The organism is Allobranchiibius sp. GilTou73, assembly GCF_021391335.1.
GTDB classification, from domain to species: Bacteria; Actinomycetota; Actinomycetes; order Actinomycetales; family Dermatophilaceae; genus Allobranchiibius; species Allobranchiibius huperziae.
Genome location: NZ_CP090051.1, coordinates 1,258,485 through 1,280,285, shown reverse-complemented (window position 1 = coordinate 1,280,285; position 21,801 = coordinate 1,258,485). Strand labels below are relative to the sequence as shown.

The following is a 21,801-nucleotide window of genomic DNA, read 5'->3' as shown; positions in this document are numbered from 1 at the left end:
GACCGGCACCGATCGTACCGGCGGCCTCAGGTGGCGGTGAGCAGCGCTCCCAGCGCACCCAGCAGCAGCGACGGGCCGAGCGCGACGTGGGTATGCCGGGTGGCCCGGCGCGTGAGCACCATCACGAGCGAGACGACCCCGCCGATCACGAAACCGCCTGCCAGTCCTTGGATCAGCACCGGGTAACCCCACCATCCGAGTGGCGGTCCGAGCAGGGCGGCCAGCTTCACGTCGCCCAGGCCGAGACCGCCGGGCACCGCCAGCGCGAGCAGCAGGAAGACCATCCCGGCGAAAGCCCCGCAGAGCAGTGCGCGTGGCAGCCGGTGGACATCCCAGTCCAGCGCGAGCAGCAGGGTGATGACCGGGATGGCCGGCAGGGTGAGTCGGTCGGGCAGCCGGTGGACGTCCAGATCGATCGCGGCCAACGGCAGCGCGACGGCGATCAGCACGACGTACGCCGACACCAGGCCCCAGCGGTGCAGGTCTGCCAAGTGCCACACCGCACCGGCGGCCGCGAGTGCCGCGACAGGCACAAGCCACCTGCGGGCGGGCAGCGGTGCGCTCTCGTCGGGCAACCGGTAGCGCCCCGTCGCTAGCGAACGCCGCAGCCACTCCCCGTACGCCGCGCCGACGGCGGCAGCGAGGAGAACGGCGACCGCGATCATCGCGTCAGTCTGATGGAGCGAGCGCCCGCGCGTGCGCAGTCTGTGGACAACGGTCGATGCTCACAAGGGACCACGCGGCGCCCTTGTGCCGGGTCACCACCGTTCGCGCCGCGCGCAACGGACCGGGCGGTGCCCTTGTGACGGCCGAGCCCCACGCGCACGCCGCGTTTCGGGGCGAGCGGGCCACAACGAGCCCACACCCCTTGCCGCACCCCGCATTTCGGACTGAGCGGGCCGAAACGTGAGCAACGTCCGTGAAACACACCGCACGACGACGAACCGCCCGCCCCTGCAACAGGGACGGACGGTTCGAGTAGTCGGTCAGACCAGCACGTGCGCGTTCAAGAAGGTCTGCAGGCCGCGGACGGTGCGCGTGTTCATGTACGACGCACCGTCGCGGCTGATGCCGATCTTGGTCTGCAGGGCGGCGACCGTCTTGGGGCCGATGTCGCCGTCGGGGGTCGTGCCGACCTTGCGCTGCAGGGCGGTGCGGGTGGAGTAGGACATCGTGCCGGTCTGCGACACCCCGACCCACTGCTGCACCGCCCTGATGGTGAGCGGACCGAAGGAGCCGTCGACGGCGAGCTTGCGGACGGTGCCGCGGGAGGGGGGCGGCTGAGGCGTGGGGTTGCCGCTCCCGGGGTTGACCACCACGGCAAGACCGTTGGCGCGGGTGAGCCCGGCGCGCACGCTGCACACCGGCCAGGCGCCGGGGCCCTGGGCGCGCAGCACCGCCTGCGCGATGTAGATCTGCTGGTCGCGGGTGGCCAGGTTGGCGGTGGCGCCGTACTTCGAGCCGCCGAAACCCGTCCAGGTACTGGCCGAGAACTGGAGCCCGCCGTAGTACCCGTTGCCGGTGTTGATCGCCCAGTTGTTGCTGCTCTCGCAGGTCGCGACGCGGTCCCAGACGTTGTACGGGGACTCCGCGTGGGCGGCGCCGGCGGTGGCCAGGCCGGCGCCGACGGTGGCGGCGGAGGCCATCATGACTCCAGCGGTGCGTCGTCCGGGGATGGACGACGGTCTGGCGACAGCGTGTTTCGGTGCGTAACGCAAGAGCGTTCCTTCCTGACGAACGCCTGCGGGGTGAGCTGTCGGGTTCGGGCTGTCAGGTGCCCGGCCGGCGTGCCGGCTTCACCCCTAGGCAGACACGTACGGCGTCCGCCGTTGTTGGGTCCCCCGTCCTCGGCCGGCGTCCTCGGGAGTGAGGGGCCGGTGCGTCCGATGAGGTTCGGCGTCCGGACGCGCGGGTGTGCGGTATGCAGTTGTGACACTTCCCCGTACTTGTGACGTATGAGGTGCGTGTGACTGGTGATCACATCGTGCAGGGGCGGCAAACGTTACCGGAGGTTTGCGACACGCGGGCGGAAATGCTTGCCCTATCCGAAAGATCAGCGTATGCGGGCTCGGCGGCGCCGCAGCGCGTTGCGATCCAGCGGTGCCGCGAGCACATCGCCGAGTACGACCCCCGTACTGATGGCGAGAGCGACTCCCGCGGCGCCGAGCAGGGTCGGGAACGCCGCCGCGCTCTGGGTGTTGGAGGCGGCGGAGCCGATCACCGAGCCGACGATGGCGTCATACATGCCCTCGAAGATCCGCAGACCGGGAAGCATCGGCGAGACCGCCGGCAGCACCAGCACCAGGGCGGGCGCGCCGAGCCGTAGGCCGATCACGCGGGCGAGCACCCCGACCGACACCGACGCCACCGCGATGGAAGTGGTCGCCCCGACGGCCCACACCAGGTGCGCCAGACCCGACAGGCCCAGCGCCAGGCTGCCGAGCACCGCGGTCGGCAGGATGAAGCGCGGCCTGCTGCGCATCGTGAGCGCACCGGCGGCGGCACCGACCGCGCCGTAGAGGAACTGCAGGCTGAGCGTCGCGCTCGAGGATCCGAAGTGCAGGGCGCCCGGTGAGGTGAGCTGCAGGTTGAGCGCCGAGTCGAGTTTGAGGGTGAGGGACAGGCCGCCGGCGACGCCGACGATGATGCCGGCGGCGCTGAGGAAGACCGTGAGCAACCGGCCTGCGCCGGTCACCGGATACCCGGTGATGGCGTCCTCGACCGCTGAGGCCATCGCGCGTCCGGGCAGCAGCACGACCAAACCGCCGGAGACGGCGTACGCGAAGTCGGCCGTCGACATCTGCAGCCCGAGGTCGCCCTTCGCGGCCAGCAGGTAGCCCAGCCAGGCCAGCATCACGGACACGGCACTGCCGACCGCGTCGATGTAGAACGACGGGATGTTGCGCTTGCGAATCAGACGGCCGAGATAGTCGGTGACGAAGGCGGACAGCACGGCCACGACGATGGCCATGCTGCCGCCGCCGAGCAGCGCGCACACCGATCCCGCCAGCGCCGAATAGCCGACCGCGATCAACCACCGCGGGTAGATCCGGGTGCTGCGCTGGATACGCTTGAGCCGTCCGAGCGCCTCGTCGATGTCGGTGAAGCCGCCCCGGGTCAGCTCCTGCACCATGACGTGGACGTCGGTCAGCCGGGCGAAGTCGCGAGTGCTCGACCGCACCACACGCAGCATCGTGACGGTCTCCCCCGACGGACCGGGCGCCTGCACCAACAGCGACTGGTTGGTGATGTCGACCTCGAGACGTCGCAGGCCCGCCGCCGCGGCGACCGCGACGACGCTGGCCTCCACGTCCCGGGTGCCCGCGCCGCAGCGCAGCAGCAACTCCCCGACCCGCACCGCGAGATCCAGCGCCTTGCGGGTGCCGGCGTCCTTCTCCGGTGCGCTCATCGTCGCGGGGTGCCGGTACGGCGAGTTGCGCAGCGCGTCCGCGATCGGCATGGGCTCGGTGACCGGCTCGCCGCGTAGGAAACGCATCCGTCGCGCCACCGCGAACCCATGGGCCGGCGACTCGGCGATTGTGGAGTCGGTGTCCTCGGGGATCCGGTAGCTGCCGGAATCCGGGTCGGGCAGGGGTGCCTCGTGGCCGTACTGCGCCATGGGTCTCACGCACCTCCGGTACGTCGGTCGGGAAGGTTTCGATGCTCCCGCACCCGCCACGCACGGGCCCGACGGGGACGTCGGCTCAGCGAGCGCAGCACACGGGAGACGCCCCGCGGGGCGACCCCGTCATGCTCTCTCAGCCACCTGGCAGCGAGGGAAGAACGTCGCTCAGCGGGAGCTGTGCGGTGTCGGCATACGGAAAGGTGCTCACCCCCTGGTCCAGGGAGCCCAGACCGTAGAGGGCCGCGAGCAACGCGATCGCGACGCACACCCCGATCACGACCCGGGTGACGGGCACGTCCCGGGCGACCGAGCGCACGATGCTGCGCGAACCGCGCCGCATCCCCGCGCTGCCCGGGCCCCACCACAGCACCGCGCAGCCGGCCAGGGTGCCGAGCACCATCGGGATCGGACGGTCGACGGCGGCGGGCGCATGCCGGGCGAACGCCGTCACCACGGCGGTCCCGGCGGCGACGCATGCCCCCACGAAGAACGGGATGACCATGGTGAGCAGCGCCGAGAAAGCGCCGACGACGGCGTGCAGCGGCGACGTCGCCACCGCCACCATCGGATCGGACCTGCGGGGCCCGGAGTTGTAGCGGCGCAGCACCATCGAAGTGATCGCCCGATCGTTCCAGCGGGCGGCGAAAGACCACAGGAACGTCACGATCAGCGCCAGCACCGGCCAGTGCACCGCGAGCCCCACGTCCGCGGCGGCGAGCGCGGCGAGGGTCCCGGTGCGAGCGGGCCGTCCGATGCGGGGATCCAGGTGGGTGCGCCCGGAGCCGGCGTACGACGGGTCGGGCGATGGGGTGGCGCCCCATCCCGGGTCGACGGTCTGCCGCGGCGCCGGCCGGTAGTCGCGGGTCGGATCCGGGGTCCGGGCGACCGGCGGCAGCACGGGAGCCGCAGGCCCCGTGGGCTGGGCGCGACGCGGCGCCTGGCTGCCCCACGGCCCGGCGTCGCTGCGATCCTCGCGGCCTTCCCGACCCCGCTCACGCCCCTCGGGCAGCTGGGTGGTGGCCGGGCGGGTCCGCCGCACGGCGATGCCGGTCGTGTGGCCGCCGGTGGAGTAGACATGCAGCTGCTCGAGCACCTCGGCAGCGCTCGGGCGGGCGCTCGGTTCGGGGCTGAGCGCGGCGGCGAGCAGAGGGCGCATCCGCGGGTCGACCCCGCGCAGATCCGCACGGCCCTCCGACACCCGGTCGAGCACGGCGTGCATGGGCCCGCGACCGAACGGCGCCATGCCGGACGCGGCGTACGCCAGGGTGGCCGCCCAGCCCCACCAGTCGGTGGCCTCCGTGACGTCGCCGCCCTCGACGATCTCCGGCGAGAGGTAGCCGGGGGTGCCCATCACCAGACCGGTGCTGGTCAGCCGGGTCTCGTCGGCGACGTGCGCGATGCCGAAGTCGATGAGCACCGGCTCCTCGCCGTCCATCAGCACGTTGCCGGGCTTGAGGTCGCGGTGCACGATGCCGGCGCGGTGGATGTCGCGCAGCGCCTCCGCTACGCCGCTGCCGAGCGCGGCGAGCTGCGCGGCACCCAGCGGCCCGGTCTCCTCCACGACGGCGTCCAGCGGCGGGCCGTTGACGTAGCGCGTCACCAGGTAGGGGCGGTCGCCATCGACATCGGCGTCGACCACCCATCCGATCCGCGATGAGCGCACCAGGGAGAGCGTGGTGACCTCGCGGCGCAGGCGCTCGCGGGCGCCGTCGTCGTAGGCGATGTGTGCACGCAGCACCTTGAGAGCGACGACCTGGTCACGCCGGTCGAGGGCCTTGTAGACCACGCCCATGCCGCCCTCGCCGACCTTGCCGAGCAGCCGGTAGGGACCGATGGTGTCGTACGCCGGTGCGCCCTGTGCCGCGTTCCTCCGGGCCGGCCCCGTGGGCAGCCGGATGGCGTCGGTCGAGGCACCGGTGAAGCCCTGGGAGGCGTCGGTGCGGCGATCGGGGGAGGACATGGTTCAACCGTAAGTGCTCCCACGGTGCGGCGAACGGGAGCCTTCCCGGCGCGGCGTGGCACGCACGGACGGCTCACTCGCCGGGATGGCCTGCAGAGACCGTCGGCCGGTCGGCCGGGACGTGCGGTCGCTGAGCCTGAGCCCGCGCGATCCGCCCGGTGGCCCAGAAGGACAGCAGCATCGCGGCGACCAGCAGCACTCCGATGAGGAAGGTGCGACCGTCGAGCGGCCCGACCTGGCCGCCCCCGGCCTCGCTGCGGGCCGAGCCGGTGAGGAACGGCACCACGACGAGCACCCCCAGCCCGAGCAGCGTCTCTGCCACGGCGACGCGCGGGAAGTGGTCGAACACGGCTCTGCCGACTCGCGTCTCGTCGTGCTCCCGCATCGCGCGGGTCACCCGGGGCAGCAGGACCAGCTGGTTGTAGGCGCCCGCGAGCAGCATCAACCCCACCAGCGCCACCTTCGCGAGCAGGAACCGGCCGTACGGCGTGGTGACGAACTGCGCGAACGACCCGACGTGCTCCCACGCCAGCCACAGGCCCGACACGAGGATCCCGCCGGCGCAGCCCATCGCGAGCACGCTGAACCGGGACCAGATCCGCGCCCAGGCCAGCCCGCTGCCCTCGCCCCGGGACCGGATGGCGAGGTAGGCCAGTACGCCCAGGCCGCCGACCCAACACACCCCGCTCAGGATGTGCACCTGGACCAGCGTCGTGCGCAGCCAGTCGTCCACGGTGAGCCCGCCGAACGCGGCCGGGACGCTCGGGGCGAGCTCCCCGACGACAGCGACGAGCAGCGCGACGACGGCCCACCGCACCGAGCGCAGCCGGCCGGCGACGATCGCCAGCGCCGCACCGCCCGCCAGCAGGGCGACCTGGAGTGACCGCAGCATCGAACGGGCGACCCATTCGCCACTCTCCCTCGGAGTGTTGAGGAAGTCGCCGATCGCACCCGGCTGCAGGCCCCTGCCGAAGCCGAACTCACCGGCGCGCGCGGTCAGTGCCGCCATCTGCAGGTAGAGCGCGGCGAGCATCAACAGGCCCATGAGCGGGAACATGCCGAGGGCGCGACGCCGGGCGCCATGGTCGGCAGCTGTGGCGCCGCCGTCCTCGTCGCCGGTGGCCGCGGGAAGTACGACGAGCAGCACGGTCACCAGCCCCCGATCAGGGCGCAGAGGGCTCCGAAGTACCCGACTTCGGTGAGCACGCGCCATACCTTCGGCGCGACGTACGGGGTGGCGACAGCGGCAATCTGATTCATAGTTAGGAGAGGCTAACCTAACTACGGCTGCCGGGGTGCCAGGTATGGGCGCGCGCACGCCCGACGGTCGGAACGCGATAAACCTAGGGTGGGGCAGCCAGACCGGCCGACCCGACGACAGCAGGAGTGTGCCGCGTGCCCGACCCGAAGACCTTCGACTTCGTCATTGCCGCGAACCGGCTGCCGGTCGACCAGAGCACCGACGACGAGGGCAACGTGACGATCTCGCGCAGCCCTGGCGGCCTGGTGACGGCCATGGAGTCGGTGATGCGAGGGCGCGAAGGCGCCGCGTGGATCGGCTGGGCGGGCGAGACCGGGGAGGCGCCGGAGCCGTTCGAGGACAACGACATGTATCTGGTCCCCATCGGCCTCAGCGACGACGAACACGTCGACTATTACGAGGGATTCAGCAACGACAGCATCTGGCCGCTCTACCACGACGTCATCGTGCCGGCGACCTTCAAGCGACGATGGCGCACCGCGTACGAGCGGGTCAATCAGCGCTTCGCGCAGAAGATCGCCGACCTGGCGGCGCCCGAGGCCACGGTGTGGGTGCACGACTACCAGTTGCAGCTCGCGCCCGCGATGGTCCGCGAGTTGCGCCCCGACGTGCGGATCGGCTGGTTCAACCACATCCCCTTCCCGCCGGTCGAGCTCTTCATGCAGCTGCCCGGCCGCGAGGACCTTCTCTGGGGTCTGCTCGGTGCGGATTTCCTGGGGTTCCAGCGCTCGGCGGACGCCGAGAACTTCCTGCGCGCGTGCCGCCGACTGCTGCACGTGCGGGTGCGGGGCGATGTGGTGCACCACGGCGACGGTCGCACGACGCGCGCCGCGGCGGTGCCGATCTCGATCGACTCCCACGACGTCTACGCCCTCGCGCACTCCGACGCCGTGCGCGAGCGCGCGGCCCAGATCCGCAAGGATCTCGGCAACCCCAAGAAGCTGCTGCTCGGCGTGGACCGGCTGGACTACACCAAGGGCATCCGGCACCGGCTCAAGGCGTACGGCGAGCTGCTCGCGGAGGGGACCCTCGACCCGGCCGACGTCACGCTCGTGCAGGTCGCCACGCCCAGTCGTGAGCGACTGCAGGCCTATCGCACGCTGCGGGGCCAGGTCGAGCAGACGGTCGGTCAGATCAACGGCGAGCACTCCCCGATCGGTTCGCCGGCCGTCACGTACATTCATCGGTCCTTCCCGCGCGAGGAGATGATCGCCCTCTTCGTCGCGGCCGACGTCGCCCTGGTCACGCCGCTGCGCGACGGGATGAACCTGGTCGCCAAGGAGTACGTCACCTGCTGCGCCGACGACGGGGCCCTGGTGCTCAGCGAGTTCACCGGAGCCGCAACCGAGCTCGCGCGCGGTTCGTTCCTGTGCAATCCGCACGACATCCGCAGCCTGAAGAAGACGATCATGGCCGCGATCGAGGCCCCGGAGAAGGAACGCCGGTCCCAGATGAGGCGGCTGCGGAAAGTCGTGCTGGACAACGACGTCCAGAAGTGGGCGGGCCACTTCCTGGCCGCTCTCGAGGCCGCACCCGAGAAGCCGGCGTCGTGAGCGACCTCGACCCGGCCCTGCGGCAGGCACTCACGACGTACGCCGCACACGACCGGATCCTCTACGGCACCGACTTCGACGGGGTGCTGGCCCCGTTGGTGCTCGACCCGTCGACGTCGGCGCCGATCGACGGCTCGGTGCAGGCGCTGCGCGAGGTGGCGGCCTCGGACGGCGCGACGGTCGCCATCGTGTCCGGCCGCGACCTGGCGACCCTGCGGCACCTGTCCGGGATCGCCGAGGACGAGCCCATCGTGCTGATCGGCTCGCACGGAGCCCAGCCGAGCATCCCGTTGGACACCGGCGAGGTGTGGGACGACGCTGCCGCGGACCGGTTGCACACCGTCGTCGACGCGCTCGAGCAGGTGGCGGCACAGCACCCCGGCACCCGGGTGGAGCGCAAGGCAGCGGGTGCGGCGCTGCACACCCGCGGGATGGACGACGACGTGGCGAACGAGGCGATCGCCGCGGCCGAGGACGCTGCGCGGCAACTCGTCGGCGTGCACATCATCGCGGGGAAGAACGTGCTGGAGATCGGCGTCCTCGACACCAACAAGGGCGCCGCACTGCGGGCGCTCGCGGACCACGTCGGCTCGCAGGTCACCTGCTACCTCGGCGACGACCGCACGGACGAGCGCGCTTTCGAGGTGCTCCCCGCGAGCGCTGGCCACGTCACCATCAAGGTCGGCGCCGGCGACACCGTCGCGGCGCACCGCATCCACGACTCCGCCGACGTGCTGGCCGTCATCCGGCACGTCGCCTCCGCACGCGATAGCTGACCGTTCGTACCAGCGGCCTCGATCCAGCCGCGCCCACCGGCAACAGGTCCTCTGACAAGCAGCTTCCCGCCCGCGGCGTAGGTGCGGGCCCGGCTGTCGCGGTCGTCAGCAATCGATCACGCGGCTGGCTTCGCGACGGCTACGTGGTCGACGTGCGATGGGAGTATCCGACGGCCACGCTGCATTCTCGACGACGGTCGCCGGCTCACGACACTTGCGCTCGAACTGACGATCACCGACTGAGCCGTCCCACCAGCGGACGCAGAGTGCGTTCGAGACGCGCCCGACCCCGGTTCGTCACGCCACTCCCCCACCGGAGACCGCTACTCGTCGGGAGTTCCGCTGTGGCTCATGGCTCGGGGATTTGATTGGTCACGCAGAACGGGTGACCGGCGGGATCGATCAACACTCGCCATCGATCCGGGCTCGGTTGAGCAGACGCGCGAGTTGCCCCCAGGGCGACGGCGGCCCGCTCGCCGTCATCAAGATCCGCGACGGCGAGCTCGAGGTGCAGCTGCTTGGGGACCTTCCCGGTGGGCCAGTCCGGTGGGCGATGATCGGCGACACGCTGGACGGTGATGAGCACGGCGGCGCCGCGTAACGCGACGAAGTCGTCGTTCTGCCAGATGATCTGCAACCCGAGCAGATCCCGCCAGAACTCCGCCTCTGGAAGCGGGTCGATCGCGTCGAGGGCCACCGCGGCGAGTCGAACACTTGCAGGTCAGTCGATTGCCCCAGTGCCGGTCGCTTCCCGGGGTCCTGGAACTTCCTAGGCCCCGCCGCGCCACAGCTTGGTTGCAGGCTCTACCGCGTCGCTGATCTGAACGCCAGCGCGGCGCAGCAACTGGACCAACTCCCACGTGTGTGTGCCCCAGAAGTAGAAGTCGCTGCCGTCTGCGGCGGTGAAGGCGACTCCCACGCCGAATACCATCCCCGACCTGCGCACTAAGTAGACCCGCTTCAGCTCGTCAAACCGGGCGGCCAACCGCGGAGCGCCGCCGAACCTGCCGAACACGCGTAGACGCATCGACACCATTGAGTCGTTCACCTCAACCACCGCTAACGGCGACGAGACATCGACCCTCGACCACTCGCCGGGTACGTTCGCGGCGCCCACCACCCGAAACGGTAAGTCATCACCGTTCGACGTGGAGACCTCATGGGTTGATCGGCCGCAACCCATCCCCCAAACCCTCCTCTTGCGTCGTTTGGAGTGTCGACACCTATATTTTCCTGCGGAACAGTCCAAATTTACTATCGAGGAACAGCATCACGGGAACCAGGACTACTATCACGATTACTGCCACCACCGTCCGCATACGTCAACTCTCCTTCACCATGAATAGCTGAGACTCCGCTGCACTTGGTGCAACGGTCGAGCAGGGATTCAGGCGGTGGTCTTCTGATTTTTGAGGGCCGCGGCGGCCGTCATGGCGCCCTTGGGTGCGGTGATCTGTTGATCGGTGCCGTAGTTGGTGAAATCAAGTTCACCCTTGCTCGCCGCAGCTTTGTCCACGATTTGCAAAGGCACCGGCGAGGTGGCGTCGGCTACCGTCAGGGTGCTGCCATCCTTCTGAGTCAAGACCAAGGCCTTCTTCCCGTTCAGGGAGGTCTTCTTTATGCCGGGCCCAAGGGGAGAGTCGGTGGAGTTCAAACCGGCGGCGATGCTCTGCAAAGTCAACGAGCCCAGCACAGCGCTCGATCCGCTCGATTCGATCCACTTCCCGGCCAGCCCGGCGGCTTTGCTCCCGGCAATTTTGGCCCAGAAGGCGGCCGGTGCCTTGATGTAACCCTTAGATCCAACCTTGACGATGTTGACGACGATCCCACCCGATGTTTCCGTCCCAGACGTGTTGTTGCCTTGGAACCGCAGATCCAGTTTCTGCTGCTGCCCTTGCTCGGTAACCGTCCCCTTGATGTCCACCGACGAGGCGTTGAACAGCGCCGACTTGGCGTCCTTGAGGACCTGGGCAGGGGATTTGCTTCCCTCACTGCCACCACCGCCGGAAGAGGCGGCGGTGCTACTGGTTCCGCTGCCACCGGATGCCGAACTGCTCGAAGGCGAGGCGCTGCCCGCGGAACTGGACGACCCGGCCGATCCGGACGAGCCACACGCTCCCAAACCCCCCACCATCAGAATTGACAAGCTATAGACCAGAGTGTTTCGCGTCGCACTCACGTGATGTTCCTTCCCCCAGCGGGACCCTCCCACGAGGGGCCGCCATCGTGGGCGACCGTAGCAGCTAACAAGGCGCGCTGGGGGCCACGCTTCGGCTCTTGCCCGCGCAAGAATTGGAGCATTGGCTCTCGAACAAGCGAAGCCGGATCGCGGATCTGAGCATGCCCAGAAAGCGGCACCGATGACAACGGCCACGCCAGCCGTTCGTCACGCGGAGCGTGCCACAACCGGATTGTCGGCGGTGCCGGGCGACAACGAGTCAGCCAGCTCGTTATTCAACTACTCAGCTGGACGGCGCTCGAGGTTTCGAGGATTGTGCGCAAGCGGATGCCCAGTGTCGTTGAGAGTTGAGTCGTCCATTTCTTGCTGCAGCTTCCGTTGCCATAGCCGATGTCACTTTGGACGAGGACCCGCGTGCGCGTCGGGTTTGTGGCGGTGATGAGACCGTCGACACAGCTGGGCAGAGTCCAGCTGGCCGACACGTGCCCGTCGACATTCATCCGTACGAGCCGCGATGGTGAGAGCATCCCCGCCCCGGATTCCTGCGCCGCCACGATCCCTGACGTTGTCCAGGCGGGTGCCAAGTAGCCGTGCTCGCTTGGGTCGGGAACCCGACGTGCCGTAGCAAAATCGAGCTTGGTTGAGTCGAAGGTGACCACCTGGTCACGGTTTCCGCTGTACCCAGCGGCGATCTGGTGCCCGTTGGGACTCCAGCTCAAACCGAACAGCGGGTGCCCGGGCGTATCGGTCGCGGTGCGGGTGCCGCGCCCGGTGGCAAGGTCCAATACGACGATGACACTGGGATTGAATATTTCCGGCCCGGCGCAGATGCTCTTACAAGTGGACACAACGCACCTCGGGTGCGTCAGATACGCCAGCCGGCTGCCATCCGGGCTCACCGTGATGCCGGCGACGTCCTCGGTGAGGTGGTCCAACACGGTGACGCGCCCGGTTTCGGGATCCACCCGTTCGACAGTGGCTCGACACCCCGTGGTCAGCGCGACGATGAGTGGCCCCGAGCGCTCCCGTGTTGCTGAGACGGTCGTCGCGGCGCGGCTGTGTGCGGAGGTGATCAGCAGCCCGCCATCATCGATGCCACGTATCTGCACCTGCCCGCCGCGCGCCGGATCATTGATGGTGGTGACGAAGGTGTCCGATGGATCTAAAGGCGACGCGTGCAACGCAGTCTGCGACTGGTGGACGCTTCCGGGCTCCGGTGCTGTGCGAGGGCCCGGTGGGGACGTCAGCCCGCATCCCGCCAACGCGACAACAGCCACGGCAGACACGAGGGCACTCGGGCCGATTCGGCAACACTTGGCAGCAAAGCTGCGCACCTGTCTCACGTCCCTGATCATCGCGCGGCACACGGATTCATAGCCGCACACCTGGCAGTTCGACCCCAAATTGCAACAGGCGAACAGGCCCGATCGGCGATCGTGTTGTGGCGCGATCCGCGTGCCGATCGCCTATTGAACCTGCATGACGACTGGCGGCAATCACTCCGCATCTAGGGCGGCATGTCGAACATCGTCGCCCTGACGGCGGTGTGCGCTGTCCACGACTTGACTTGGCGTACGTGTCCCACCCAGCGCGGATCGTTGCGTTGGGTGGGACATGCCTCAACGAGCCCGTTGGACCCGGTTGGGTCAGGACGTGGTGGTGGCCGAAGCCGCGGCGCGTGCCTTTGGTGCACGGTCTGCGGCCTTGACGATCACGGCGTTAACGTCCTTGTCGATCACTCCAGTCAGGGTCGCGGTGCTGACCTGCTGCGCAGTCGCGATCTGCTGCAGCGTCTGGCCCTTCTTCAGGTCTGCTGCCAGCGCCTGCGGAGTCAACTTCAGCGTCGTCGCGACGTTCTTGTACGCCGAGCCGACACCATGGTGGCGGGCCCATGCGTGGACAGCGGGGTGCCGGCCGTCCTTTCCCGTGGGGAGCTTGGTGTTGATGAGTTTGGCGACCCGCGCGTCCGCGGTCGCGTCCAGACGCGCCAGCAGCACCGCCCGTGACACGTGGTGGCGCGCAGCGATCTGGGTCAACGACTGACCGGCCCTGCGACCCGCTTTCAAGCCGGCGACGTCGGTGCCCGCGTCCTTGGCAATGACCGCACGGGTCAGGCCGAGCCGGTCCAACCGGTCTCGGTAGTGACCCTTGTGGTGGTGCCGGGCACTGTGGGCAGTCGCGGTGTGCGCCGTGGAGCTCGAGGCGGCATACGCCGGCACCGCGACGCCCACCGCCGCGAACGCGGCCAAGCTGGAGCCGGTGATGATCTTGGTCCTGCGAAGCATGATCAGCCTTTCAAACAATGTCGGGCGGACGCCCGCTTACCTCCACACGGTGGAGCCCGTATCTGCAACAACCCGTGCCGAGCACTGTGCGGTACCTGTCAACCCGTGCTCCGGATGCCGATCGTTGAGCGACGAATTGCGGATCGGTGCGCGATCCTGGGCCATGCGATGGTGGCGACGGGAGGTGACTCTTGCGGTCTCTGGACCTTTGGGCGAGGTGGAGAGGGAGTTGTCCGCCGCACAGCGAGGCAACGTCACACCAGCACACCGCCAGCTCATTGCAACTCTCACTCAGCGCCAGGAACTCGAGTGGTCCGGTCTGGCCTTGCTGTCATGCCTTCGGTGGTTGTGCACCAGTACCTTGACCGCGGCGCCCGAAGTCCAGGTGGAAGGGGCGTGGACCGATGGGCCGGACGCGTTCTGCGTCGTCTACCGCGCGCCCTACGGGCCCCAGACGCGGGTGGGAATCAGATCTCACCGGGACGAGGGCGACATGTTCACACCCGCCGGCCCCGCAGGGCACGGTCCAGACCCTGAGGAATTCGGACAACAGGTCGCCGATTTCAGCATCGGAGAACCCCTGGGCGCCGTCCTCACCAAGCTTCGTCGAGATCAAGACGGTGTGGGGTGGTGGGGATCCCTCGGCGACCAACTGCCCTCTACGCAAAGCTAGGCCAAGCATCTCGCGCCGCATGCCTACGAGGTAGCCACGGAACCCGCTCCCTATGTCGATCCACAACTGGGAGGGCTGGTCGTTCTCTCTGGGGGCCGTTGCAAAGACAGTTAGATCGTTCGTGGGCTGCCAGCCGCGGTGAGGCGGGATGCCTGCTTCGCTAGTTCATCTCCAGAGAGGTAGCCACGCGTCGGACCACGAAGGACCCACGGGCTGCTTGGTGGGATGTCTCGGAGCAGGCACAGCTGGGCGGGTGGATTGTCGGGTAGATCGATCTCGATGCCTTCCCTTGATGCCGCGCGGGCGATCCACACCTGTGGACACACAAGTAGCTCCACCTGACTGATCGGGTACCCGCGGACCGTTACAAGCTCGGAGTGCTGAAATCGGCAGAACTCGATCGTGTCCCCGCGTCTGACGATGACCGTGACCTTTCCCAGCCACGTGTGTACTGCCGTGATAGACATCGAGCACATCCACGCCTCGACCCCACGCTGCCGCAGGTCATACACGGTCCGAAAGTGTCGGTTCCGTGACCGCAGCAGCAGAAACGTCACTCCCACTACGAGCAGCACGACCAGGAGCAGGATGAGACCAGCGAACTCCAGTCGCCCGGCCCACCCTTGGCCCCCACTCCACACGATCGAGAGGATGAGGGCTACCGGGCCGACACCTAGCGCGAGCCGCGGGACCAGCCGCTTCCAATGCACTACGTGCGATCCCTCACTCATACAGCATCCCCTGCGCCCCACCTCGTCGCGACAACCACTTCTACACCCTGCCTGCAGATCGACATCCGACAAACCGCAGGGCTAGGGAAAGTGCGTTCCACTGAAGCGCTTCGAGCCCACGAGATCATCGGCACGCTGAGCGTGCCACAACGGGATCGGCGACCGGGACAGGGTCGTCCTGCGGAACGCGCGACTGCCTCTGGGACTGACAACCGGGCAGGTCAGAGTGATGGGTCGGGGTCGGGACTGCTGCACGAACAGGTGACATCTGATCTGGCTTGCCCGGAAGAGCGGCCTGGAAGGATGTTGCGATGCCCAAGCCCTACCCCATCGAGTTCCGCGAGGACGTGGTGCGCGTGGCACGCGCCCGCGAAGCGGGCGTGACCTTGGCGCAGGTCGCCAAGGATTTCGGGATCCACGAGATGACGTTGACCAAGTGGTTGCGCACGGCCGATGTCGAGGACGGCAACAGGCCCGGCACGACACGTGCCGAGAGGGTCGAGTTACGAGATGCCCGCCGCAGGATCCGCACCCTGGAACAGGAAAACGAGGTGTTGCGCCGCGCGGCGGCGTACCTGTCCCAGGCGAATCTGCCGGGAAAAGGCTCTACCCGCTCGTGAAAGAGCTCGCCGCGCACGGGGTTCCCGTGACGGTGTCGTTGCGGGTGTTGAAGCTCTCTCGTGCCCCGTACTACCGGTGGCGCACCGCCCCGGTCACCGGCGGTGAGGTGGCGTGGGCCTACCGTGCCAACGCGTTGTTCGACGCGCATCGCGACGACCCGGTCTTTGGGTACCGGTATCTGCACGAGGAAGCCGGCGACGCCGGCCACCAGATGTCGTCGCGGACCGCGTGGGCGATCTGCTCGGCCAACACCTGGTGGTCGGTCTTCGGCAAACGGCGCAGCAGTCGGCCTCGCCCGGGACCGCCGGTGCACGATGACCGGCTCGCGTTCCAGGACGCCAAGGGCCGCACCCGGCACGACTTCACCACCGCCGAGGACCTCAACTGTGTGTGGTTGACCGACATCACCGAACACTGGACAACGGAAGGCAAGCTCTACCTCTGCGCGATCAAAGATGCCTGCTCCGGGCGGATCGTCGGCTACAGCATCGACTCCCGGATGACGTCGAAACTCGCTGTCACCGCCCTGAATTCGGCCGTTGCACGACGCGCCACCGCGAGTGCGGACGTGGCCGGGTGCGTGGTGCACTCCGACCGAGGCAGCCAATTTCGTAGCCGCCGATACGTGCACGCCCTGGCCCGTCACGAACTAGTCGGGTCCATGGGCCGCGTGGGTGCCTGCGGCGACAACGCCGCCATGGAGAGCTTCTTCGCGCTGCTTCAAAAGAACGTTCTGAACACCCGCAGGTGGGACACCCGCGAGCAGCTGCGCATCGCGATCGTCACCTGGATCGAACGCACCTACCACCGACGCCGACGACAAGACCGCCTCGGCCGATTGACCCCCATCGAATACGAGACCACCATGACCCCCACGGCGAACCTCGCCGCGTGACTACAAACTGTCACCTGTTCGTGCAGCAGTCCCCGCCGTAGTTGCTCGCAGGTTCAACCCGTGTCCGTCTCCTCAAGGTGCCCACAGGGCGAACCATCGCCGGCGACCAAACGAGCGCTGGGCGTGGCCGGAAGCCGATCGCCAACCAGTCACGTTTCCCCACACGCGGTAGGTGGTCCGGTTGCGGTCAGACGGGTCCGGGGGTCTTGCGCTGCCACGGGGGTGCGTTGAGGGCCGACGGCGACGGCGCTGGTCGTGCTCGGGCACCTCATGACGGGATGGCCGATGATCGCGAACCGGGCCGGCGCCATGCCCTTTCCGTCATGCTGTTGAGATGAAGCTGCTGATGTGGCCCGCCCTTGGTGCGTGCGCGATCGCGCTGGCAGGGTGTGGCGGGGATGCTGGTTGGTCTGGAACGGCGTGCGCAGCGACACTGGCCGAGACCGGGGTGGGAATCTCGTATAGCGGCTTCGCACCTGGCACCAGATTATTGGTGCAGATCTGCGCTGCACGAACGTGCCACGAAAGCCCCTTGACGACAGCAGGCGGGTCGGAGACGTGGATCGGTGGAGGGATCGATCCGACCGTGATGAAGGGAGTGCGGCACATCGCCGTGACCGTAAGGGACGGGTCCCAGAGGGTCATCACGAGGGACCCGGCTGTGGCCGTGCATCGATTGAAGGTCACTCAAGGCTGCGCCGATACAATTTTCGACGCTGCCATCCGCGTCTCACCCGACCGCGTTGTGCCTGCGACGGCGTAGCGCGAAATGGGCAGGCCCTGCTGGCGCTACTTCAATTAACTCACCCTGATGTCAGCGGCCCCTATGCCGTTGGCGAGGCGACGCACCACAATGAATATGACCTGGGGGAGCCGCGTCACACCTGCGGCTTGTCGATGATCGTGCCGACGGCCGGGGTTGGTTCTTCGATCGCAGCTGCACTGCGGAAGGATTGAGTGCGCGGTGGACCCGAGCAACAAGCCAAAGTCAACAGCACCCAAGGACGTCGGACGTCACGCGCACGAGTTTTTCGACGCGGCCCGGCTCCTCCTCGCCGACCGCTTCGCCGAGGCGCGATTCGATCCTGACCGCGGACTACGCGTCACGATCATCGAACTGAACGATCAGGACAAAGCGTCGATCACCAATGCAGCCGAACAACTCGGCATTCTCGACTGGATACGCATCGAACATGCTGACCCGGCCGCTCTCGCGACCTGGGAACGGCTCAGACACGACCTGCTGCAGCTGCAATCCGCCGAAGCCCACCTGCTGATGCGATACCCAACACCGGATCCCGGCTACCGCCGCCCACCAGTCGACATTCACCTCTCCGCGGACGCCGAGACCACAGCAGCTGATCTGCACCACGCCTACGGTGACTTCGTAGCGTTGCAGGTCGGAGCCCTGCCCTACCCACCCAAGCCACAATCATCGACCACGAGGCGGACAACTGCACCTACCGACCAAAGGGAACCGGCGAACCCGGCTGAGATGCACATCGCGCTGGAGGCGCCACTAGAAATACGGAGCGGCCAAACACGCACGCACGGACTTCTACTCACCAACCTCGGGACTGAGGCCATCCGTGTTCACACCAACGGCAACCTCACCGCGACCATCCTGAACAACTCGGGCGCAGTCATCGGCGGATACAACGGCGCACAGATCACTCCGCTGATCATCTTCACAGCCGGCCCTTCCGAGACCATCCGGATCCCGGTGCTCGTCGGAAGCGCGAGTTATCAGCCCGAACTCGGCTATACGATCCCACCAGGAACCTGGCATCTGACCGCCCCGCTGGACCTTGCCGACGGTCGCCGGCTCACTACGCCCGCACTCGAGCTCACGATCACCGACTGAACCGTCGCACCAACGGACGCCAGAGCTATCAAACTGTCTGGTTGAGGCCCACGCAGGAAACCCCAGATCGTCATGCCACTGCCTTCACTCGAGGGCCAGAAGTCGGGTCTGCATCGTTCGAGATCACCATGAAGAGATCCGGACCAACCCCGTAGTGCGGATTCCATAGGACGAAGCGTCGACGGGACGCCCTTGCGGCACGCGACTGTGCCAGCCGGTGAGTTGCGCCAATCATCCCGCAAGACCCGTTCGGTGACGCATCCCGGTCAGGGGAGGTCAAGCGAGAAACCCCGAAGAGTTCTCAAGCCGCTTGTCCGCCACCCGGCACAAGCCGCATAAAAGGCCGCCATCTCGTCGAATCGCTACCAAGCTGCTGCGGCGGCCAAGAAGTCATTGGCGACGAGCGGCGGGTGCCACCGACCGCGAGATCAGCCGCGCCCTGAAGAACTACCTCGCCCGCCACCTGTGGCACGTCGTGGAACGCCACAAGACCCTTGAACCGCCCACGGACAGTGGCCTTTGACCCCGGTTGACCCACTGCCACCAAGAACGACCGGAAAGGGTCTTCGCTGCGGCCGTGACCACTATGGTTCGGCCTATGAGGGGTCAGAATCTTCGAGGAATCGCAGCCCTGCTGGCGATCGTTGTCCTCCTGGCGGCTGCCGTGTCAGCAATTCGCTACCGCCACGCCTACGGCACCTTCAACGTGGCGGTTCGACCCGTGCACCTCTATGTCGGCGGATACCGTTTCGAACCGATAGACCAGGTTGACCTTCCGCCCCAGGAACTCGTCAGGTTCCGCCCAGGAGCGCCCCACCTGCACTCCGTCGGCACATGGTCTCTGCTCCCGGTTGTCGGCGGACGATCCAAAGACGTCATTACACCGGACACCGGCAAATGCATCGCCTTGGCTGCCATCGAACTTGGGCATAATCACCGAGCTTTTTACGCGATGGAAGACATCGCCAACAACCCTGCCTGCGGCGCCTAACAGCCACGTCGGAGGACTCCGCACTTGACGACGCTCTATTGGAGCGTCGTTACCCAACAGGCCTCAAACACAGTCCGTCCCGGTGCCATGCCAGTAGGTTCACCGTCATGACCGCCTCAGGCGCCGACACGATGTCGATCGGCCGAAGTGTCGAACATCGTTAGCCGACCGCGCCGTTGGCCGCGGAAGGCCACTTTCGCGGTGGTCAGCGCGGTCCTCGTGGTGTGCGCCGCGGTCGCGCTACTTCTGGTCGCTCTCGACCACCGCTACGGCCCCCTGCAGGGCGGCAGCTTCAGTGGCCCGGTGGCCAACGACCTCGCCTTCATCAACGAGGACTCCTCGTACCGCCTCACCTCCGCCCCGGGAACCACGGGACAGGTGATCGGCTCCCTCTACAACCCCGGGTCGCACGCCGTGACGATCCGTTCCGCCAGCGCCGGGGACATGGCGCCCGCAATCGGCGTCCAGTGGTCGGTGTTCCACACAGTGCCCGACGGGTCGGCCTTTGGAGTCGACACACCCTGGCACTCATTCCCGGCCACGATCCCCGCGCAAGGAACCATCCGTCTGCTCCTCACGCTGCACCGACCCAGCACCTGCCCACCGAACGCCAGCTTCCGCACTGACAGCACCTTCGACGGTTCGCTGCTGCTGCGCTGGAAGTCCTTGCTGCGAACCCACACGACGTTCGCCGACAACGTCACCCTGCCCATCAGAATCCGCTGACCCGCCCAGCACACGGGAACACGCTGCCAACCGCGATCACCTGTTGATGGACCGGGATCTGAGTGGACAGATCTGCTCTAAAATCCCGATCGGGACCTCAGACCACCACTTCCAGGCCCGTTGTCGGTGTCGTTCAGGGGTGCCCCAGAACGATCGTTCTGCGTCAGTCGGCGGGCGTGCCTACCGGGACGGGCTTCTCCGCCGCCAGGCTGTTGCCGGCCGGAATCGTCGAGCAGGTGCTGGGCGCCGGGACGCCGGCGAACCGGGCCTGCACCCACGCCGCCGCCGTGGTGAGCCAGGTGATGCCCACATCGGTGTGACCCAGCGTGCCGAACTCGGTGTACTGCACGGCGTTCCCGGCCGCGCAGTACTTGCGAGCGATGCTGCGCACATCGCCGGTGACCATCACGCCGTCCCCGGTGCCGTACTTCGCCGACGGCTGGGTGCCCTCGCCGACGCCGTACGCGCCCTGCAGGATCTGGAACGGGATGGTCGGCGACGGGGCGAGGCCGGCGTTGACCTTGTTCAGGACGGCGGCCAGTCCCGGGATCGAGTCGGGGTTGGCGTACTGCGGCTTCACGAGCTGCTGGAACGTCAGTCCGGGGTACTTGCCCTCCGCGTCGCCGATGCCCGCATTCTTCGTCGCGCCGAGCACGGCCTTGCCGTACGTCGACAGGTAGGGCGACAGGTCCATGGCGAACCCGCGCTCCAGCCCGTTGATCGCGAGCAGGGCGACCCCGCTCCACTTGGTCGAGCCGTTGACGTACTTCAGGTTGTGCGCCGGGTCGACGTAGACGCCGCCCTCGGTCGCCCCGACCAGATGGCGGTTGATGTCGGGCGCGTACGACGGCGCCAGTTGCGCGGCCCACTCCGTCGCGATCGACCCGCCGGAGTAGCCCATCATCGCGAAGTCGGTGTTCGACCCCAGACCGAGCGCGCTCGACTTGCCCACGGCCCGCATCGAATCCAACGTCATGTAGCCGTTCTCCGGACCGACCGTGTAGTGCGGCACCTGACCCTCGAAGTCCGGGACGTTCACGTCGTAGCCGGCGCTCAACAGGGAGGTGAACGCGAGCTGCTCCTCCGCGAAGGTCTGCGCGCCGGGCGAGGTCGACCCCGCGATGCTGCGCGACGGGCTGTCCGCGACGTTGAGGGAGTCGTAGAACGAGTTGTAGGTGACGACCTTGTGAGTGACGTCGGGGACGGGCGAGTGGATCACGCTCGTCACGTTGGCGACGGCCTGACCCGTCTGGGTGCGGGTGCGATAGAGCAGCTGGGTGACCTGCACGGGCGTCGCGATCCCCTGCACGTGGTAGGTGATCGTGCGGCTCTTCAGCACGGTGCCCGGCGCGAACGACGCGAGCGTGCGAGCCCCGGTATAGGCGTAGAACGGCCCGGTACGCTCCCATCCGCCCTTCGACTGTGGCGTCGCCGCGTGTGCTGGGAGGGAGCCCGTCGCAATGGCACCTGCGGTCACGAGCAGCGCGGCGGTGGCTACGCCGTAGCGGCGTAGAGGGGTGGTTCGCATGAGGATCCTTCGCAGAGGAGTCAGCGCCGATCGACGATGTGTCGTGGGTCACTGTCGTGCCGTCGAGGCTACCTTCGGGTAACCAGCCCGACAAGGCCATCGCCGGCGAGGCCGTGCCCGGCACGCCCGGAAG

At 67.7% G+C, this 21,801-nt stretch carries 18 protein-coding genes and 1 riboswitch; of the genes, 7 read left to right on the top strand and 11 right to left on the bottom strand.

Features of this window, described 5'->3' with window-relative positions; genetic code table 11:
- Positions 1-26: 26 nt before the first annotated feature.
- The 5 genes from LVQ62_RS06440 to LVQ62_RS06420 all read right to left on the bottom strand — a co-directional run bounded on the left by LVQ62_RS06440 (position 27) and on the right by LVQ62_RS06420 (position 6,738).
- Positions 27-665: an A24 family peptidase gene (locus LVQ62_RS06440; RefSeq protein WP_233766675.1), complete on the bottom strand. Its 639-nt coding sequence runs from the start codon at positions 663-665 to the stop codon at positions 27-29.
- Positions 666-986: 321 nt separating this feature from the next.
- Complete coding sequence (locus tag LVQ62_RS06435; RefSeq protein WP_304504476.1) at positions 987-1,649, bottom strand: transglycosylase family protein; 663 nt, start codon at positions 1,647-1,649, stop codon at positions 987-989.
- Positions 1,650-1,723: 74 nt separating this feature from the next.
- Positions 1,724-1,867: riboswitch (cyclic di-AMP (ydaO/yuaA leader) on the bottom strand.
- A gap of 186 nt (positions 1,868-2,053) precedes the next feature.
- Positions 2,054-3,619, bottom strand: a complete 1,566-nt coding sequence (locus LVQ62_RS06430; RefSeq protein ID WP_233766671.1) for a threonine/serine exporter ThrE family protein — start codon at positions 3,617-3,619, stop codon at positions 2,054-2,056.
- A gap of 139 nt (positions 3,620-3,758) precedes the next feature.
- The gene (locus LVQ62_RS06425; RefSeq protein ID WP_233766669.1) at positions 3,759-5,585 is read right to left on the bottom strand and encodes a serine/threonine-protein kinase; all 1,827 of its coding nucleotides are present in this window, start codon (positions 5,583-5,585) and stop codon (positions 3,759-3,761) included.
- A gap of 73 nt (positions 5,586-5,658) precedes the next feature.
- Positions 5,659-6,738 (bottom strand): copper resistance D family protein, encoded by a 1,080-nt coding sequence (locus LVQ62_RS06420; protein ID WP_233766667.1) that lies wholly within the window; start codon positions 6,736-6,738, stop codon positions 5,659-5,661.
- 242 nt (positions 6,739-6,980) lie between these two features.
- On the opposite strand from LVQ62_RS06420, the gene LVQ62_RS06415 reads away from it, so the two are divergent.
- Complete coding sequence (locus tag LVQ62_RS06415; protein ID WP_233766665.1) at positions 6,981-8,399, top strand: trehalose-6-phosphate synthase; 1,419 nt, start codon at positions 6,981-6,983, stop codon at positions 8,397-8,399.
- Entirely contained in the window at positions 8,396-9,175 is a 780-nt protein-coding gene (gene otsB / locus LVQ62_RS06410; RefSeq protein WP_233766659.1) for a trehalose-phosphatase, read from the top strand. The genes LVQ62_RS06415 and otsB overlap by 4 nt, the downstream gene beginning before the upstream one ends.
- A gap of 349 nt (positions 9,176-9,524) precedes the next feature.
- On the opposite strand, the gene LVQ62_RS06405 is transcribed toward otsB, so the two are convergent.
- From LVQ62_RS06405 to LVQ62_RS06395, 3 genes are all read right to left on the bottom strand, one after another.
- Positions 9,525-9,872 (bottom strand): VOC family protein, encoded by a 348-nt coding sequence (locus LVQ62_RS06405; RefSeq protein WP_233766657.1) that lies wholly within the window; start codon positions 9,870-9,872, stop codon positions 9,525-9,527.
- A 72-nt stretch (positions 9,873-9,944) separates the two neighbouring features.
- Entirely contained in the window at positions 9,945-10,292 is a 348-nt protein-coding gene (locus LVQ62_RS06400; RefSeq protein ID WP_233766654.1) for a hypothetical protein, read from the bottom strand.
- Between the two features lie 270 nt (positions 10,293-10,562).
- Complete coding sequence (locus tag LVQ62_RS06395) at positions 10,563-11,099, bottom strand: hypothetical protein (RefSeq protein ID WP_233766652.1); 537 nt, start codon at positions 11,097-11,099, stop codon at positions 10,563-10,565.
- Here LVQ62_RS06395 and LVQ62_RS06390 point away from each other — a divergent pair.
- Positions 11,092-11,328, top strand: a complete 237-nt coding sequence (locus tag LVQ62_RS06390) for a hypothetical protein (RefSeq protein ID WP_233766643.1) — start codon at positions 11,092-11,094, stop codon at positions 11,326-11,328. The genes LVQ62_RS06395 and LVQ62_RS06390 overlap by 8 nt on opposite strands.
- Before the next feature lie 301 nt (positions 11,329-11,629).
- Here LVQ62_RS06390 and LVQ62_RS06385 read toward each other — a convergent pair whose 3' ends face one another.
- Positions 11,630-12,535 (bottom strand): hypothetical protein, encoded by a 906-nt coding sequence (locus LVQ62_RS06385; RefSeq protein ID WP_233766640.1) that lies wholly within the window; start codon positions 12,533-12,535, stop codon positions 11,630-11,632.
- A gap of 465 nt (positions 12,536-13,000) precedes the next feature.
- Entirely contained in the window at positions 13,001-13,639 is a 639-nt protein-coding gene (locus tag LVQ62_RS06380; protein ID WP_233766638.1) for a hypothetical protein, read from the bottom strand.
- 1,715 nt (positions 13,640-15,354) lie between these two features.
- On the opposite strand from LVQ62_RS06380, the gene LVQ62_RS06375 reads away from it, so the two are divergent.
- The 4 genes from LVQ62_RS06375 to LVQ62_RS06360 all read left to right on the top strand — a co-directional run bounded on the left by LVQ62_RS06375 (position 15,355) and on the right by LVQ62_RS06360 (position 20,140).
- Positions 15,355-16,559 (top strand): IS3 family transposase gene (locus LVQ62_RS06375; RefSeq protein WP_233763987.1). Its coding sequence is split into 2 segments (ribosomal slippage): positions 15,355-15,639 and positions 15,642-16,559, totalling 1,203 coding nucleotides; the frame shifts between segments, so codons are not numbered across the junction.
- Between the two features lie 964 nt (positions 16,560-17,523).
- Complete coding sequence (locus LVQ62_RS06370; RefSeq protein WP_233766633.1) at positions 17,524-18,423, top strand: hypothetical protein; 900 nt, start codon at positions 17,524-17,526, stop codon at positions 18,421-18,423.
- Between the two features lie 598 nt (positions 18,424-19,021).
- A complete protein-coding gene (locus tag LVQ62_RS06365) occupies positions 19,022-19,414 on the top strand; it encodes a hypothetical protein (protein WP_233766629.1) in 393 nt (130 codons plus the stop codon).
- Positions 19,415-19,615: 201 nt separating this feature from the next.
- Positions 19,616-20,140 (top strand): hypothetical protein, encoded by a 525-nt coding sequence (locus LVQ62_RS06360; RefSeq protein ID WP_233766627.1) that lies wholly within the window; start codon positions 19,616-19,618, stop codon positions 20,138-20,140.
- 163 nt (positions 20,141-20,303) lie between these two features.
- Here LVQ62_RS06360 and LVQ62_RS06355 read toward each other — a convergent pair whose 3' ends face one another.
- The gene (locus LVQ62_RS06355) at positions 20,304-21,668 is read right to left on the bottom strand and encodes a lipase family protein (protein WP_233766625.1); all 1,365 of its coding nucleotides are present in this window, start codon (positions 21,666-21,668) and stop codon (positions 20,304-20,306) included.
- Between the last annotated feature and the right edge of the window lie 133 nt (positions 21,669-21,801).

Excerpts from the sequence above, each read along its gene's own strand:
- LVQ62_RS06430 (WP_233766671.1), bottom strand. The coding sequence starts at position 3,619 with ATGGCGCAGTACGGCCACGAGGCACCCCTGCCCGACCCGGATTCCGGC.
- LVQ62_RS06390 (WP_233766643.1), top strand. The coding sequence starts at position 11,092 with ATGTCCACCGACGAGGCGTTGAACAGCGCCGACTTGGCGTCCTTGAGG.
- LVQ62_RS06435 (WP_304504476.1), bottom strand. The coding sequence starts at position 1,649 with ATGATGGCCTCCGCCGCCACCGTCGGCGCCGGCCTGGCCACCGCCGGC.
- LVQ62_RS06440 (WP_233766675.1), bottom strand. The coding sequence starts at position 665 with ATGATCGCGGTCGCCGTTCTCCTCGCTGCCGCCGTCGGCGCGGCGTAC.
- LVQ62_RS06355 (WP_233766625.1), bottom strand. The coding sequence starts at position 21,668 with ATGCGAACCACCCCTCTACGCCGCTACGGCGTAGCCACCGCCGCGCTG.
- LVQ62_RS06365 (WP_233766629.1), top strand. The coding sequence starts at position 19,022 with ATGAGGGGTCAGAATCTTCGAGGAATCGCAGCCCTGCTGGCGATCGTT.
- LVQ62_RS06425 (WP_233766669.1), bottom strand. The coding sequence starts at position 5,585 with ATGTCCTCCCCCGATCGCCGCACCGACGCCTCCCAGGGCTTCACCGGT.
- LVQ62_RS06380 (WP_233766638.1), bottom strand. The coding sequence starts at position 13,639 with ATGCTTCGCAGGACCAAGATCATCACCGGCTCCAGCTTGGCCGCGTTC.